Annotated in this window: 15 protein-coding genes; 9 read left to right on the forward strand and 6 right to left on the reverse strand. The window is 52.1% G+C overall.

Translation table 11 applies throughout. From position 1 onward, the window contains the following. Positions 1–5: 5 nt before the first annotated feature. From pncA to JBO43_RS09340, 3 genes are all read left to right on the forward strand, one after another. Positions 6–647: a bifunctional nicotinamidase/pyrazinamidase gene (pncA, locus tag JBO43_RS09330; RefSeq protein ID WP_103948568.1), complete on the forward strand. Its 642-nt coding sequence runs from the start codon at positions 6–8 to the stop codon at positions 645–647. Positions 648–683: 36 nt separating this feature from the next. Then, on the forward strand, positions 684–1,028 hold the full coding sequence (yajD, locus tag JBO43_RS09335; RefSeq protein WP_095281671.1) for an HNH nuclease YajD: 345 nt from the start codon (positions 684–686) through the stop codon (positions 1,026–1,028). Positions 1,029–1,215: 187 nt separating this feature from the next. Then, positions 1,216–2,472 (forward strand): chitinase ChiD, encoded by a 1,257-nt coding sequence (locus tag JBO43_RS09340; protein WP_202674171.1) that lies wholly within the window; start codon positions 1,216–1,218, stop codon positions 2,470–2,472. 117 nt (positions 2,473–2,589) lie between these two features. On the opposite strand, the gene JBO43_RS09345 is transcribed toward JBO43_RS09340, so the two are convergent. Both JBO43_RS09345 and msrB read right to left on the reverse strand, forming a co-directional pair. After that, positions 2,590–2,862 carry a YeaC family protein gene (locus tag JBO43_RS09345; RefSeq protein ID WP_095281669.1) on the reverse strand — a complete coding sequence of 91 codons (273 nt, stop codon included), beginning with the start codon at positions 2,860–2,862 and terminating at the stop codon, positions 2,590–2,592. Positions 2,863–2,903: 41 nt separating this feature from the next. Further along, the gene (gene msrB, locus JBO43_RS09350) at positions 2,904–3,317 is read right to left on the reverse strand and encodes a peptide-methionine (R)-S-oxide reductase MsrB (protein WP_202674172.1); all 414 of its coding nucleotides are present in this window, start codon (positions 3,315–3,317) and stop codon (positions 2,904–2,906) included. A 341-nt stretch (positions 3,318–3,658) separates the two neighbouring features. Here msrB and gapA point away from each other — a divergent pair, with 341 nt between their 5' ends. Together gapA and JBO43_RS09360 are read left to right on the forward strand one after the other, a co-directional pair. Continuing rightward, a complete protein-coding gene (gene gapA / locus JBO43_RS09355; protein ID WP_095281667.1) occupies positions 3,659–4,654 on the forward strand; it encodes a glyceraldehyde-3-phosphate dehydrogenase in 996 nt (331 codons plus the stop codon). Positions 4,655–4,728: 74 nt separating this feature from the next. Then, positions 4,729–5,613, forward strand: a complete 885-nt coding sequence (locus tag JBO43_RS09360) for a D-hexose-6-phosphate mutarotase (protein WP_202674173.1) — start codon at positions 4,729–4,731, stop codon at positions 5,611–5,613. A gap of 41 nt (positions 5,614–5,654) precedes the next feature. Here JBO43_RS09360 and JBO43_RS09365 read toward each other — a convergent pair whose 3' ends face one another. Beyond that, the gene (locus JBO43_RS09365) at positions 5,655–6,509 is read right to left on the reverse strand and encodes an aldo/keto reductase (protein WP_202674174.1); all 855 of its coding nucleotides are present in this window, start codon (positions 6,507–6,509) and stop codon (positions 5,655–5,657) included. Positions 6,510–6,600: 91 nt separating this feature from the next. Next, positions 6,601–7,347 carry a MipA/OmpV family protein gene (locus tag JBO43_RS09370; protein WP_202674175.1) on the reverse strand — a complete coding sequence of 249 codons (747 nt, stop codon included), beginning with the start codon at positions 7,345–7,347 and terminating at the stop codon, positions 6,601–6,603. Positions 7,348–7,782: 435 nt separating this feature from the next. Between JBO43_RS09370 and yeaG the strand changes: the two genes are divergently transcribed. Further along, on the forward strand, positions 7,783–9,717 hold the full coding sequence (yeaG, locus tag JBO43_RS09375) for a protein kinase YeaG (protein WP_095281663.1): 1,935 nt from the start codon (positions 7,783–7,785) through the stop codon (positions 9,715–9,717). A gap of 125 nt (positions 9,718–9,842) precedes the next feature. Further along, entirely contained in the window at positions 9,843–11,123 is a 1,281-nt protein-coding gene (locus JBO43_RS09380; RefSeq protein ID WP_095281661.1) for a YeaH/YhbH family protein, read from the forward strand. Between the two features lie 34 nt (positions 11,124–11,157). On the opposite strand, the gene JBO43_RS09385 is transcribed toward JBO43_RS09380, so the two are convergent. Beyond that, a complete protein-coding gene (locus tag JBO43_RS09385; RefSeq protein ID WP_202674176.1) occupies positions 11,158–12,054 on the reverse strand; it encodes a diguanylate cyclase in 897 nt (298 codons plus the stop codon). A 164-nt stretch (positions 12,055–12,218) separates the two neighbouring features. Between JBO43_RS09385 and JBO43_RS09390 the strand changes: the two genes are divergently transcribed. Next, positions 12,219–12,719, forward strand: a complete 501-nt coding sequence (locus JBO43_RS09390) for a YbaK/prolyl-tRNA synthetase associated domain-containing protein (RefSeq protein WP_095281659.1) — start codon at positions 12,219–12,221, stop codon at positions 12,717–12,719. Between the two features lie 21 nt (positions 12,720–12,740). On the opposite strand, the gene yoaI is transcribed toward JBO43_RS09390, so the two are convergent. After that, positions 12,741–12,845, reverse strand: a complete 105-nt coding sequence (gene yoaI, locus JBO43_RS22945; RefSeq protein ID WP_095281658.1) for a small membrane protein YoaI — start codon at positions 12,843–12,845, stop codon at positions 12,741–12,743. A gap of 287 nt (positions 12,846–13,132) precedes the next feature. Here yoaI and JBO43_RS09395 point away from each other — a divergent pair, with 287 nt between their 5' ends. After that, positions 13,133–14,467, forward strand: a complete 1,335-nt coding sequence (locus JBO43_RS09395) for a glycoside-pentoside-hexuronide (GPH):cation symporter (RefSeq protein WP_095281657.1) — start codon at positions 13,133–13,135, stop codon at positions 14,465–14,467. Position 14,468 lies beyond the last annotated feature (1 nt).

Below are 14,468 nucleotides of genomic sequence, written 5' to 3' on the forward strand. Positions count from 1 at the left end.
TTTCTATGAAGCAACGAGCCCTGCTGCTGGTCGATCTGCAAAATGATTTCTGCGCCGGTGGTGCTTTGGCCGTCGCCGGTGGCGATAGCACCGTGGATGTCGCCAATACGCTCATCGCCTGGTGTAAAGCGCGCGGCGAAGCGGTGGTCGCAAGCCAGGACTGGCATCCAGCGAATCACGGCAGTTTTGCCAGCCAGCATAACGTCGAGCCTTTTACTCAGGGTGAACTGGACGGGCTGGCGCAGACCTTCTGGCCGGATCACTGTATCCAGCAGACCGAAGGGGCGGAACTGCATCCCCTGCTGGACCAGAAGGCTCTCGACGCGGTGTTTCATAAAGGCGAAAATCCGAATATCGACAGCTACAGCGCCTTTTTCGATAACGAGCATCGGCAAAAAACCGCGCTAGACGCGTGGCTGCGTCATCACGAAATCAGTGAGTTGATTGTGATGGGGCTGGCGACGGATTACTGCGTGAAGTTCACCGTCCTTGATGCGCTAAAATTGGGGTATAACGTCAGCGTGATTACCGATGGCTGTCGCGGCGTGAATATCCAGGCGCAGGATAGCGCGCTGGCCTTCATGGAGATGTCGACCGCAGGCGCGACGCTGTACACGCTGGCAGACTGGCAAGAGACGCAGGCGTAAACGCATTTTTTTAATCTATTCAGGAGTGCCAGTGTTATGGCTTTTATCCCTAAAAACTATGCCCGACTGGAAGTCGGTTACCGCGAAAAAGCGCTGAAGCTTTTCCCGTGGGTATGCGGTCGCTGTAGCCGTGAGTTTGTCTACTCTAATCTGCGTGAGCTGACGGTCCACCACATCGATCACGATCACTCAAACAACCCGGAAGACGGCAGCAACTGGGAGATGTTGTGCCTGTTTTGTCACGATCATGAGCATTCCAAATACACCGAAGCGGATTTGTACGGCTCAACGGTGGTCGCGGGCGAAGATGCACAGAAAAGCGTTGGTGAAGCGACGTATAACCCTTTTGCTAATCTCAAGTCGATGATCGATAAGAAGTAATCGCGCACCTGTAAACGCCCGGTGGCGCTACGCTTGCCGGGCCTACCATCTGAAACCGCCACCCGGCAATCTCCTGTAAAGTGAACTCCCTCGCAACACAAACGAAGCGGCACTGCTATCCTCAATTGGCTGTTTTTTGTCACATCCCTGATGTGGCTTACTTTTTTTAAGTCAAAGAGGATACGTTATGAAGCTATTGCCTGTGATGGCAGCATTACCCCTGCTCTGCGCGCCATACCTTTTCGCCGCCGATCTGATGTCCGTCGGCTACTTTAACGGCGGTGGTGATGTGACTGCCGGCCCCGGCGGTGATATCGACAAACTGGACGTGCGCCAGATCACCCATCTCAACTACTCGTTTGGCCTTATCTACAACAACGAAGCCGGTGAAACCAACGACGAGCTGAAAGACGCCAGCAAATTGCACCAGATCTGGCTGTCACCGAAAGTGATGGCCGATCTGCATAAAATCCCTGAACTGCGTAAGCAAAACCCACATCTGAAAGTGCTGCTTTCAGTTGGCGGCTGGGGCGCACGCGGATTCTCCGGCGCTGCGGACAGCAAAGAGAGCCGTGCCGTGTTTATTCGCTCGGTGCAGGATATCGTCAAAACCTACGGCCTGGATGGCATCGACCTCGACTGGGAATACCCGGTAAATGGCGCGTGGGGTTTGGTCGACAAGCGACCTGCGGATAAAGCCAACTTTACCGCCCTGCTGAAAGAGATCCGCGAAGCATTACCAAAAGAGAAGCTGGTGACCGTTGCCCTGGGCGCGAATGCGGAAAGCCCGAAAAGCTGGGTCGATGTGAAAGCGATCGCGCCGTATCTGAATTACATCAATCTGATGACTTACGATATGGCCTACGGCACGCAGTATTTCAACTCGAATCTGTACGACTCGACCAAATGGCCGACCGTGGCAGCGGCAGATAAATACAGCGCTGATTTTGTCGTGAACAATTATCTTGCCGCTGGACTTAAGCCTGAACAGGTAAATCTGGGGATCGGTTTTTATGGACGAGTCCCGAAACGCAGCGTTGAGCCAGGCATCGACTGGACCAAAACCGACGCCGAGAAAAATCCGGTGACACAACCGTACTTTAGCGCACAAGAAATCGATCTGTTCAAAGGCTTGGGCTATGACCTCAGCAAAGACACCTACGTGAAATACAACGATATCGTCAGCAAGCTGATTAACGATCCGCAGAAACGCTTTACCGAGCACTGGGACGACCAGGCGAAAGTGCCGTGGCTGTCGGTAAAATCGGCGGAAGGTAAGGAGCTGTTCGCTTTGTCCTATGAGAACCCGCGTTCCGTTGACCTGAAGGCGCAGTACATCAAAGAGAAAGGTCTGGGTGGCGCAATGTTCTGGGAGTATGGCGCCGACGACCACAACCAGCTGGCGAAGCAGTTGGCGACGTCGTTGGATATTAAACAGAAGTAAAATCAGTGCTTGTTCCCTCTCCCTGTGGGAGAGGGTTAGGGTGAGGGCAACAGGCCGCACACCCGTTTATTGCCGGGTGGCGGCTTCGCCTTACCCGGCCTACGGTTACGGTTTCGGTTATTTGAATGTGGCGATAGGTTTTGGCGTGATGCCAAAGTCCTCTTTCAGCTCGCGCTTACTCTTCATGACCATCTGCCCCTTAGTGTCGATAGTCATGTGCTGCGCGTCGTTGTTATTGCGCGCCTGCCACAGCATCACCAGTTGCAAGCTGTTCTCTTTTTGCTCTGCCGTCAGCGCCACGCCATCAGGCCATTTCCCCAGCTCTACGGCTGTCACCAGGCGCTGATACACTTCCGGCGTCATGCTGCTAATCATGTCATCAATATTCATCAGAAATCCGCTGTGATGGAATAATTTGCTGAATCGGTTCTTCAACCTTTGATCTGGTCGCCATTTTCGTCATCTGAGAAGCTCATTGACGCCGAATTGACGCAGAAACGCTCGCCTGTTGGCTGTGGGCCGTCCGGGAAAACGTGTCCCAGATGAGCATCGCAGTTTCCACAGCGAATTTCTGTGCGCTGCATACCGTGTGAAGAGTCGGTTAAATAGCGAATTGCTTCGTCGCTGACGGGCTCGTAGAAGCTCGGCCAGCCGCAGCCAGAATCGTATTTTGTTTGCGAATTAAACAAAGGAGCGTCGCACACCAGACAGTGGTACACGCCGTCGCGCTTATTGTGCAGCAAACGCCCGGTGAATGGGGGCTCAGTCCCGTGGTTCTGTGTCACGTAGAACTGCATTTCTGTTAGATTTTTTTTGAGTTCGTCAGGGTTACGTTGATTCGACATATGCTCTGATCTCGCTGTAGAAACAGTTACCTTTTCATGGCGAATTCTAACAAAACATTAACACCCAAGTGTGATCTTTTGTTCTAAACTTATGCGTTACCGTACGGCAGTCGGTCAATTGTGATCTATCTCACATTTTTATCCTGTTAGCCCTTTAAAATTCCGGGCGCAGCCCCCATGTGGTTGCTAGCTCAAAAGGAAAGTGAGGCTCTCAGTCGCACAAAGGTTATGCGCAGGATTGATTTGTCGCAATGATTGACACGATTCCGCTTGACGCTGCGTAAGGTTTTTGTAATTTTACAGGCAACCTTTTATTCACTAACAAATAGCTGGTGGAATATATGACTATCAAAGTAGGTATCAACGGTTTTGGCCGTATCGGCCGTATTGTTTTCCGTGCTGCTCAGGAACGTTCTGACATCGAGATCGTTGCAATCAACGACCTGTTAGACGCTGAATACATGGCTTACATGCTGAAGTACGACTCAACTCACGGTCGTTTCAACGGCACCGTTGAAGTGAAAGACGGCCACCTGGTTGTTAACGGTAAAACTATCCGTGTGACTGCTGAACGTGACCCGGCTAACCTGAAATGGAACGAAGTCAACGTAGACATCGTTGCTGAAGCAACTGGTCTGTTCCTGACTGACGAAACCGCTCGTAAGCACATCACTGCTGGCGCTAAAAAGGTTGTTCTGACTGGTCCTTCTAAAGACAGCACTCCTATGTTCGTTAAAGGTGCTAACTTCGAGAAATATGCTGGCCAGGATATCGTTTCTAACGCATCTTGCACCACTAACTGCCTGGCTCCACTGGCTAAAGTTATCAACGACAACTTCGGTATCGTTGAAGGCCTGATGACCACTGTTCACGCAACTACCGCTACTCAGAAAACTGTTGATGGCCCGTCTCACAAAGACTGGCGCGGCGGCCGCGGCGCAGCTCAGAACATCATCCCTTCTTCTACCGGTGCTGCTAAAGCTGTAGGCGTTGTACTGCCAGAGCTGAACGGTAAAATCACTGGTATGGCGTTCCGCGTTCCAACTCCAAACGTGTCTGTTGTTGACCTGACCGTTCGTCTGGAAAAAGCAGCGTCTTACGAAGAAATCAAGAAAGCAATCAAAGCGGCTTCTGAAGGCCCAATGAAAGGCGTTCTGGGTTACACCGAAGACGACGTTGTATCTACCGATTTCAACGGCGAAGTGTGCACTTCCGTGTTCGATGCTAAAGCGGGTATCGCACTGAACGACAACTTCGTGAAACTGGTTTCCTGGTACGACAACGAAACTGGTTACTCTAACAAAGTACTGGACCTGATCGCTCACATCTCCAAATAAGTTGAGATGAGACACTGATCCAAAAAGGCGACCTCGGTCGCCTTTTTTTATGCTTAAAGACAGAGGATTGCGTAATGATTCACAAAATTTTTGCACTTCCAGTAGTCGAACAACTTACCCCTGTACTCTCCCGCCGCCAGATTGATGGTGCCGATATTATTGTCGTCGATCATCCACGCGTGAAAGCCTCTGTGGCGCTCAACGGCGCGCACCTGCTCTCCTGGAAACCAGAGGGTGAAGAAGAAGGCCTGTGGCTGTCTGCTGCAACTTCGTTCAAAAAAGGCGCGGCGATTCGCGGCGGCGTACCGATCTGCTGGCCGTGGTTTGGCCCGGCGGCAGACGCTGGCCTGCCAGCGCACGGTTTTGCCCGTAACCAACAGTGGACGCTGAAAGCACATAATGAAGATGACAACGGGGCGGTGCTGACTTTCGAACTGCAAAGCAACGATGAAACCCGCGCACTTTGGCCGCATGATTTCACGCTGTATGCCCGCTTCAAGCTGGGAAAAACCTGTGAAATTGAGCTGGAAGCGCACGGTGAGTTTGAAACCACTTCCGCCCTGCACACCTATTTCAACGTCGGTGATATTGCGGATGTGAAAGTAAGCGGCTTTGGCGATGTCTTTATCGACAAAGTGGATAACGCGAAAGAAGGCAAACTGAGTGACGGCGTGCAGACCTTCCCGGATCGCACCGACCGCGTTTATCTGAACCCAGAAGCATGCAGCGTGATCCACGATGCAGCGCTCAACCGCGGTATTGAAGTGGTTCACCATCATCACAGCAATGTGGTGGGCTGGAACCCAGGTCCGGCGCTTTCTGTGAGCATGGCGGACGTGCCGGACGACGGATACAAAACCTTTGTCTGCGTCGAAACCGCGTGCGTAACCGCACCGCAAAAAACCAGCGCGGACAAACCGTCTCGCCTGGGGCAGACCATTAAAATCGTTAAGCGCTAAGGCTTTCGTTCACCCTCTCCCGGCGGAGGGGGTGAAATCCGCTACACCACATCCAGCGCTGTTTTGCGCCCCGGAGCCGGAAACGCCGCATCCAGTCGGGCGAGTTCTTCGGCAGAAAACGTTATCTCTAACGCGCTCGCATTCTCTTTCACATGCTCAATCGACGACGCTTTCGGGATCGCCATCACGCCCTGATGGTGAATTACCCATGCCAGTAAAACCTGTGCAGCACTGGCGTTATTCTGGCGGGCGATGTCATTCACTGCCGGATGATTCATCAGGCCTGAACGTAAACGTCCGGCCTGTGCCAGCGGGCAGTAGGCCATCACCGGCATCAACTGCTGCTGACACCAGGGGAGTAGATCGTATTCGATGCCGCGCGACGCCAGATGATAAAGTACCTGATTGGTGGCGCAGGCCGGGCCACCTTCAACGCCCCACAACTCCTGCATATCGTCATAATCGAGATTAGAAACACCCCAGCGGCCAATTTTGCCCTGCTGTTGTAATGCCTGCATCAGCTCGACCGTCTCATCCAGACCGTAGTTTCCACGCCAGTGCAGCAGATAGAGATCGATATGATCGGTGCCCAGACGACGAAGGCTGGCTTCGCAGGCAGCTATCCCTTTCTTTCCGCCCGCGTTCCACGGGTAGACCTTCGAGACCAGAAAGACATTTTCGCGCCGTCCTTTTATCGCCTCGCCGACCACTTCCTCTGCTTTGCCATCGGCATACATTTCGGCAGTATCGATCAGCGTCAGACCCAAATCGATGCCCGCTCGCAGTGCAGCCACTTCGCTTTGCCGCTGACCGGCGTTTTCACCCATATACCAGGTGCCCTGCCCAATCGCCGGCAGCGTGATACGGTCGGCAAAAGTCACTGTTTTTTCATTCATGCGTCTCTCCTGGTTTCACTGCACCACAGTAATGCAAACGGGGCGCAAGCGCCCCGTTGTAATGCACAGAATGCACAATGAAAGTGCACAATCAGAAACTGTAGGTAACGCCCGCAGAGAACAGACCGGCCCAGGACTTATCGACCATCGGGCTGTCTTTCACTTCATCGCTCAGACGGGTGTAGCGAGTCGAAGCATACACATTCCAGTCACTGGCAAACTTGTAGCTTGCAGTCAGTTCCAGGTACGGGTTCCAGCCGTCATCAGCGTCGTAGCTGTTCAGGCCACTACGTTTAGACTCTTTATGGGATACCCCATAATAGTAGTCATTGTAGTTTTCACTGTTGTACTCCACACCGATACCCGGCGTCAGTGTGACAGCCCCGTTGGTATAACGGTACAGCCACGCCAGATCCCAGATAAAGCCGTTGCTGTTATCCAGCGTATCGCCGGCCAACGCAGTACGCAGGAAGCCGTACTGAGTGTTGTGGACGTAAGACAGTCCAGCCATCAGGGAGCTTCTGCGCTTATCGAGCTGGCGCAGCGCATGGCTGTCACTGTCACCCGGTTTGAAGTGCTTAGGGTCGTAATAGGCCATGACGGAGAGCTTGTCTGTGTCGTCATTCCACAGGTAGTAACCGCCACCCAGGCCACGGAACCAGAAGTTATCGCCTTCATAAGTGATAACCGGTACGGGATAAACGTCACGATCGTACTGTTTATACGGGCTATTAATAACGCCGACGCCTGCGCCAACGGACCACTGTTCGGCCGCGTGAGCGGTGCTAACGGACGTGGCGACGAGTACGCCCAATGCCAGAAGTTTGAGTTTGGTCACAATCCATTCTTTCCTGTAGTCAAATAATCAGCGGGTGAAGTGTAACCGCCCTGCCCGCACATCCCAAAATTTTTTGCCTGCTAATGAGTTTAATTAACCGATTATTTTCATCATTTAAGATGACCGGAGGCTTTCATTTCTGTGACGAAGCAATGAAACCCGCACTTTTGTCCTGATTCCCGCAGCAGATTTTTTGGATGAGTTATTGATATGTCATTGAAATTAGATTCTGAGGGCATGCAAGTTTTGCAAACTCCATCTACGCTTAATTTTAGGAAGATGAATTGCTGAACGCCCGGCGGTTTAGAGCGCAAGACCTGGCACACGGGTTGCTGCTCTGGTACTGAGGTGCGGGAGTGAAGATGCTTCCAGGAGCCTCCACTATTCATACGAACGGCTCTTTTCCTGTGCTAAAAAACGAAAGGACGGCATGCCATGAATATATTCGATCACTATCGCCAGCGCTATGAAGCTGCCAAGGACGAAGAGTTCACACTGCAGGAGTTTCTTGCTGTCTGTAAGCAAGATCGCAGTGCCTATGCCAATGCGGCAGAACGGCTATTAATGGCTATCGGTGAGCCTAACATGGTCGACACCGCTCTCGAACCACGGCTCTCCCGTCTCTTTTCGAATCGTGTGGTTGCACGATACCCCGCCTTTGAAGAATTTTACGGCATGGAAGATGCCATCGAGCAGATTGTCTCTTACCTGAAACACGCTGCTCAGGGTCTGGAAGAGAAGAAACAAATCCTCTATTTACTCGGCCCGGTCGGTGGTGGTAAATCGTCTTTGGCAGAGCGCCTGAAATCGCTGATGCAGCGCGTGCCGATTTACGTTCTCAGCGCTAACGGAGAACGCAGCCCGGTAAACGATCATCCGCTGTGCCTGTTCAATCCGCAGGAAGATGCGCAAATTCTGGAAAAAGAGTTTGGCATTCCGAACCGCTATCTCGGCACCATCATGTCGCCGTGGGCGGCGAAACGCCTGCATGAGTTTGGCGGCGACATCACCAAATTCCGCGTGGTAAAAGTCTGGCCGTCGATTCTGCAACAGATTGCGATTGCCAAGACCGAGCCGGGCGATGAGAACAACCAGGATATTTCCGCGCTGGTCGGTAAAGTGGATATCCGTAAACTGGAACATCACGCACAAAACGACCCGGACGCCTACGGTTACTCCGGCGCGCTGTGCCGTGCCAACCAGGGTGTGATGGAGTTCGTCGAGATGTTTAAAGCGCCGATCAAGGTGCTGCATCCGCTGCTGACCGCCACCCAGGAAGGGAACTACAACGGGACGGAAGGTATCTCCGCCCTGCCGTTCAACGGGATCATTCTGGCGCACTCAAACGAATCCGAATGGGTGACTTTCCGTAACAACAAAAACAATGAGGCGTTCCTTGACCGTGTGTATATCGTCAAAGTGCCTTATTGCCTGCGGATCTCCGAAGAGATCAAGATTTACGAAAAACTGCTGAACAACAGTGAGCTGGTGCATGCGCCTTGTGCGCCGGGAACTCTGGAAACGCTGTCGCGCTTCTCGATTCTGTCGCGTCTGAAAGAGCCAGAAAACTCCAGCATCTACTCGAAGATGCGCGTCTACGACGGTGAAAGCCTGAAAGATACCGACCCGAAAGCGAAATCCTATCAGGAGTATCGCGATTACGCCGGTGTCGACGAAGGGATGAACGGGTTGTCCACGCGTTTCGCGTTTAAAATCCTCTCCCGTGTGTTCAACTTTGACCACGCCGAAGTGGCGGCCAACCCGGTACATCTGTTCTATGTGCTTGAACAGCAGATCGAGCGCGAGCAGTTCCCGCAGGATCTGGCAGAACGCTACCTGGAGTTCCTCAAAGGCTATCTGATCCCGAAATACGCCGAGTTCATCGGGAAAGAGATTCAGACGGCGTACCTGGAGTCCTACTCCGAATACGGACAAAACATTTTCGACCGTTATGTCACCTATGCGGATTTCTGGATCCAGGATCAGGAGTACCGCGACCCGGATACCGGCCAGCTGTTTGACCGTGAATCCCTGAATGCCGAACTGGAAAAAATTGAGAAGCCTGCCGGGATCAGTAATCCGAAAGACTTCCGTAATGAGATAGTCAACTTCGTTCTGCGTGCCAGAGCGCACAACAGCGGGCGGAATCCGAACTGGACCAGCTACGAAAAACTGCGCACGGTTATTGAGAAAAAAATGTTCTCCAATACCGAGGAGCTGTTGCCGGTCATTTCGTTCAATGCCAAGACCTCAACCGACGAGCAGAAAAAGCACGACGATTTTGTCGACCGCATGATGGAGAAAGGCTATACCCGCAAGCAGGTTCGTCTGCTCTGCGAATGGTACTTGCGCGTGCGTAAATCGTCTTAACGCTTAACAACGATGCCCGGTGGCGCTTCGCTTACCGGGCCTACAAAAGCATTGTTCCGTAGGCCGGATAAGCGAAGCGCCATCCGGCATTTACAGGCACTGCAAGTTGGCAGTACGGGGGGCATATGACCTGGTTTATTGACCGGCGTCTTAACGGCAAAAACAAGAGCACGGTGAACCGCCAGCGCTTCTTGCGCCGTTATAAAGCGCAAATTAAACAGTCGATCTCCGAGGCCATCAACAAACGTTCGGTGACCGATGTCGATAGCGGTGAGTCCGTCTCTATCCCGACGGATGATATTAGCGAGCCGATGTTCCATCAGGGGCGCGGCGGCCTGCGCCATCGCGTGCATCCGGGTAATGACCACTTCGTCCAGAACGATCGCATTGAACGCCCCCAGGGCGGAGGCGGCGGTTCGGGCAGCGGTCAGGGGCAAGCGAGCCAGGACGGTGAAGGCCAGGATGAGTTCGTCTTCCAGATTTCCAAAGATGAGTATCTCGATCTGCTGTTCGAGGATTTGGCGCTGCCAAACCTGAAGAAAAATCAGCATCGTCAGTTAAACGAGTACAAAACCCACCGCGCGGGCTATACCGCCAACGGTGTTCCGGCGAACATCAGCGTCGTGCGTTCCCTGCAAAATTCGCTGGCACGACGCACGGCGATGACGGCAGGAAAACGTCGCGAACTGCGAGAGCTGGAAACCAGTCTTAAGGTTGTGGAAAACACGGAACCGGCACAACTGCTGGAGGAAGAACGGCTGCGCAAAGAGATAGCCGAGCTACGGGCGAAAATCGATCGCGTGCCGTTTATTGACACTTTCGACCTGCGTTACAAGAATTACGAGAAACGTCCGGAACCTTCCAGTCAGGCGGTGATGTTCTGTTTGATGGACGTCTCCGGTTCGATGGATCAGGCCACCAAGGACATGGCGAAGCGCTTTTATATTCTGCTGTATCTGTTCCTGAGCAGAACCTATAAGAACGTGGATGTAGTTTATATCCGCCACCACACGCAGGCTAAAGAGGTGGATGAGCATGAGTTCTTCTACTCGCAGGAAACCGGCGGGACCATTGTCTCCAGTGCCCTGAAGCTGATGGATGAAGTGGTGAAAGAACGCTATGACCCGGCGCAGTGGAATATTTATGCTGCGCAGGCCTCCGATGGCGATAACTGGGCGGATGATTCCCCGCTCTGTCACGAAATACTGGCGAAGAAAATTCTGCCGGTGGTGCGGTATTACAGCTATATCGAAATCACCCGTCGCGCGCATCAAACGCTGTGGCGGGAGTATGAACACCTGCAGGCGATGTTCGATAATTTTGCCATGCAGCATATCCGCGACCAGGATGATATTTATCCGGTCTTCCGCGAACTGTTCCACACACAAAGTACCAGCAATGCATAAACCAACAGCCAGCGCAAAACGCTGGCTGTTTTCTTTAGTGGCTCACATTTATACAGTCGAGATTCTTGCCAATCAGGATGGTGCAGTTTCGCCCGCCGTGTTTCCCGCGATAGAGCGCCATATCTGCCCTCTCCAGCACTTCGCGCAACGGTTCGCCGCGATGCACGCGCGTCAGACCGGAGGTGAAGGTAATGCGAATAACATGTTCGCCGGACACCGTCTCCACCGCCGCAATGATATGACGTAAGCGCTCCGCAGCCGCAGTGGCTTTCCGGTCGCTTTCCGCCCGCAGCAAAATAATAAACTCCTCACCGCCGTAGCGATAAACCGATTCCGACCGGCGGACATTATCCTCCAGATTCAACGCCAGCGAACGTAATACCGCATCACCCGTTAAATGGCCATAATTGTCGTTCACCTTTTTAAAGTGATCGATATCAAGCAGGAGTAAATATAGCCCAGCGCCGTCAGCGCCCTCATTTAATCGGTCAAATGATTCGTCCAGAATACGCCGCAGCGGCAGGCCCGTTAGCGCGTCATAGCTGGTGCGTAATTGCAGTAAATGCTGCTTATAAAGAGAGATTGATTCAGTAAAATCCAGCAGCGCCGCTTCGAAGACATCAAATGCGCCGGAACGGCCCTCATCATTCTCGATGGTATTTAAAATTTGCCGACATGCCTGGTGAACACGATTGTGCTTGATATTAATATCGAGAAGAAAATGACGGTCTTCGCGCTCTTGCTGCAATTGCACATTTAGCCACTGACCAAATTCACAATGATCGTGTGCATCTTCCTGCGTTATTTCCGCTAATTCGATATCACGACTGGAAACAAAGCGTAATATTGTGACCAGCCATTTAAAATGCGCATCGGTCGAATGATTTAAGCCGCGCAACGTACTGTCGATCTCATTGAACTTCCTGTTCATAGATACCCCTGATAAAGAGTGAATGACTGCAAAAGATATTACCAGGATGTTTCTATATATTTGTCAACTTAGGGTATATGACATATATTGCTGAAATTACTGCGCTCAAAAAATAATGTGCTAATGTATTAGCGCGACTTAACAACCGGAGGTTAATAAGGATTATGTCAGAAGAAGTCAGAGGCACGGCCACCCATCAACGGCTGATTGCGCTGTTATCACAACAGGGTGCGCAATATCGGGTGGTAGAACATGAGGCCATCGGGAAATGCGAAGCAGTCAGTGAAATTCGCGGAACGGCTCTCGGCCAGGGAGCGAAAGCGCTGGTGTGTAAAGTTAAGGGTAACGGCGTTAAAAAGCATGTTTTAGCGATTCTGGCAGCCGATCAACAAGCCGATTTGAGTCAACTGGCCAGCCATTTTGGTGGGATCAAAGCGTCGCTGGCAAGCCCGGCGGAAGTGGACGATTTAACCGCCTGCGTTTTTGGTGCGATTCCGCCTTTCAGCTTTCATCCCGATCTGGCGCTGGTCGCCGATCCGCTCCTGTTTGAGCGTTATGATGAAATCGCCTTTAACGCAGGCCTGCTGGAAAAGTCGGTCATTATGAGCAGTGCAGATTATCTGCGCATCGCCCAGCCTGAGCTGGTGGCGTTTCGCCGTTCCTGAACGTCGCGGCTGACAATGCTGTCAGTCGTGCTTTTCCAGAAACATCACTGATGCCACCAGAATCATCGCAATGGTGAAAAACGAAGACGAGATAATCAGCGTTTCAACAAACATTTGATCGTTCATGTTGATTCCCCTTTTGCTACATTCACCCTTTTTTAATCCCTACAGATGACAATGATATGACAATATCAGGTCAGCATGATGAATAATGTTAGGCTGAAACGATTTTGTTAAAAATAGCCCGCCAGAGAGAAACACAACCCGTTAAACAATAATTTGTTACCGGTATCACGAAAAAGAGTTTCCATAACTCCATTGCCAAATCTCGTAATTGTTAACCCCTCCTCGCTGTTTAACACTGCCTATCACAATATCCGAAAAATAAACCTTACACTGGCAGGGTGAATATAATGACCGATACGATTACCCGTAAAGAAAAAATCAGTTATGGGTTGGGTGATATGGCGAGCCATATAGGGCTGGATAACGTCATTATCTTCCTGACTTTTTATTATACGGACGTGGTGGGTTTACCCGCCGCATTTGTCGGCACCATGTTCCTGCTGGCGCGCACGGCGGATGCGATTATCGATCCGGCGATGGGCTATATTGCCGATCGCACACGGACCCGCTGGGGTAAATTCCGCCCGTGGATGCTGTGGCTGGCACTGCCGTTCGGGGCGAGCTGCCTGCTCACCTACGCGGTTCCGGAATCACTGGATTTGCACGGAAAAATGATTTTCGCCACCATCAGCTACACCGTGATGATGCTGATGTATACCGCGATCAATATTCCCTATTGCTCGATGGGCGCGGTGATCACAGCGGATAACGACGCGCGTATTTCCCTGCAATCATATCGCTTTTTCCTCGCCACGCTCGGTGGCGCATTATCCACTTTCTTTATGATGCCGCTGGCCGAATTTATCGGGGGTGCCGATAAATTACTCGGCTATCGCTGGGCGATGGCCATTATGGCCAGCATTGCGGTCATTATGTTCTGGATCTGTTTTGCGAATACCCGCGAGCGAATTAACGCCCCGGCGACACATAATAATTACCTCGCAGAATTACGTGATTTATTACGTAACGATCAGTGGCGCGTCGTCGCCGTGCTGGTATTAACCAATATCGGCTTTGGGGTTATTCGCCTTGGCGCAATGATGTATTTCGTGACCTATTACCTGGGCAGCGCCAGTTATTTTATGTGGATGCTCGGCGCACATATTCTGGGTAAAGCGGCAGGCAGCGCGCTGGCAAAACGACTGACACGCAATTACAGCAAAGTGCAGATGTTTGGCTACTGCGCGGTGCTGGCGGGCGTGCTGAGTATTGCTCTGTTCTTCGCACCGAAAATGGTCGCCGTGCTGGTGCCGCTCACCTTCATTATCTCCACGTTGTACCAGGCAACCACCACCTTAATGTGGGTGATGATGGCTGATGTCGCCGACTACGGCGAGTGGAAACAGGGCAAACGAATGGATGGCGTGATCTTCTCTACTTTCCTGGCGGTGCTCAAACTCGGCATGGCAATCAGCGGCGCCATCGTCGGCTGGACGCTCGGCTTTAGCGGCTATGTCGCTAACGCGCCGGAGCAAACCTCCACCGCCATGCACTGCATCATCGCCCTCTTTACCGTGGTGCCTGGCATTCTGTCCCTGTGCGCGTTTGCCACTCTGCGCTGGTACAAACTCGACGATCGCACCATGCAATCCATCAATCTGGCCAAACACAGTCTTTCGTAAA

It is taken from the genome of Lelliottia jeotgali (assembly GCF_016771845.1).
Taxonomy (GTDB): domain Bacteria; phylum Pseudomonadota; class Gammaproteobacteria; order Enterobacterales; family Enterobacteriaceae; genus Enterobacter; species Enterobacter jeotgali.

Excerpts from the sequence above, each read along its gene's own strand:
- yeaG (WP_095281663.1), top strand. The coding sequence starts at position 7,783 with ATGAATATATTCGATCACTATCGCCAGCGCTATGAAGCTGCCAAGGAC.
- JBO43_RS09365 (WP_202674174.1), bottom strand. The coding sequence starts at position 6,509 with ATGAATGAAAAAACAGTGACTTTTGCCGACCGTATCACGCTGCCGGCG.
- JBO43_RS09360 (WP_202674173.1), top strand. The coding sequence starts at position 4,729 with ATGATTCACAAAATTTTTGCACTTCCAGTAGTCGAACAACTTACCCCT.
- yoaI (WP_095281658.1), bottom strand. The coding sequence starts at position 12,845 with ATGAACGATCAAATGTTTGTTGAAACGCTGATTATCTCGTCTTCGTTT.
- JBO43_RS09385 (WP_202674176.1), bottom strand. The coding sequence starts at position 12,054 with ATGAACAGGAAGTTCAATGAGATCGACAGTACGTTGCGCGGCTTAAAT.
- gapA (WP_095281667.1), top strand. The coding sequence starts at position 3,659 with ATGACTATCAAAGTAGGTATCAACGGTTTTGGCCGTATCGGCCGTATT.
- yajD (WP_095281671.1), top strand. The coding sequence starts at position 684 with ATGGCTTTTATCCCTAAAAACTATGCCCGACTGGAAGTCGGTTACCGC.
- JBO43_RS09345 (WP_095281669.1), bottom strand. The coding sequence starts at position 2,862 with ATGAATATTGATGACATGATTAGCAGCATGACGCCGGAAGTGTATCAG.
- JBO43_RS09390 (WP_095281659.1), top strand. The coding sequence starts at position 12,219 with ATGTCAGAAGAAGTCAGAGGCACGGCCACCCATCAACGGCTGATTGCG.
- pncA (WP_103948568.1), top strand. The coding sequence starts at position 6 with ATGAAGCAACGAGCCCTGCTGCTGGTCGATCTGCAAAATGATTTCTGC.
- JBO43_RS09380 (WP_095281661.1), top strand. The coding sequence starts at position 9,843 with ATGACCTGGTTTATTGACCGGCGTCTTAACGGCAAAAACAAGAGCACG.
- msrB (WP_202674172.1), bottom strand. The coding sequence starts at position 3,317 with ATGTCGAATCAACGTAACCCTGACGAACTCAAAAAAAATCTAACAGAA.
- JBO43_RS09340 (WP_202674171.1), top strand. The coding sequence starts at position 1,216 with ATGAAGCTATTGCCTGTGATGGCAGCATTACCCCTGCTCTGCGCGCCA.
- JBO43_RS09395 (WP_095281657.1), top strand. The coding sequence starts at position 13,133 with ATGACCGATACGATTACCCGTAAAGAAAAAATCAGTTATGGGTTGGGT.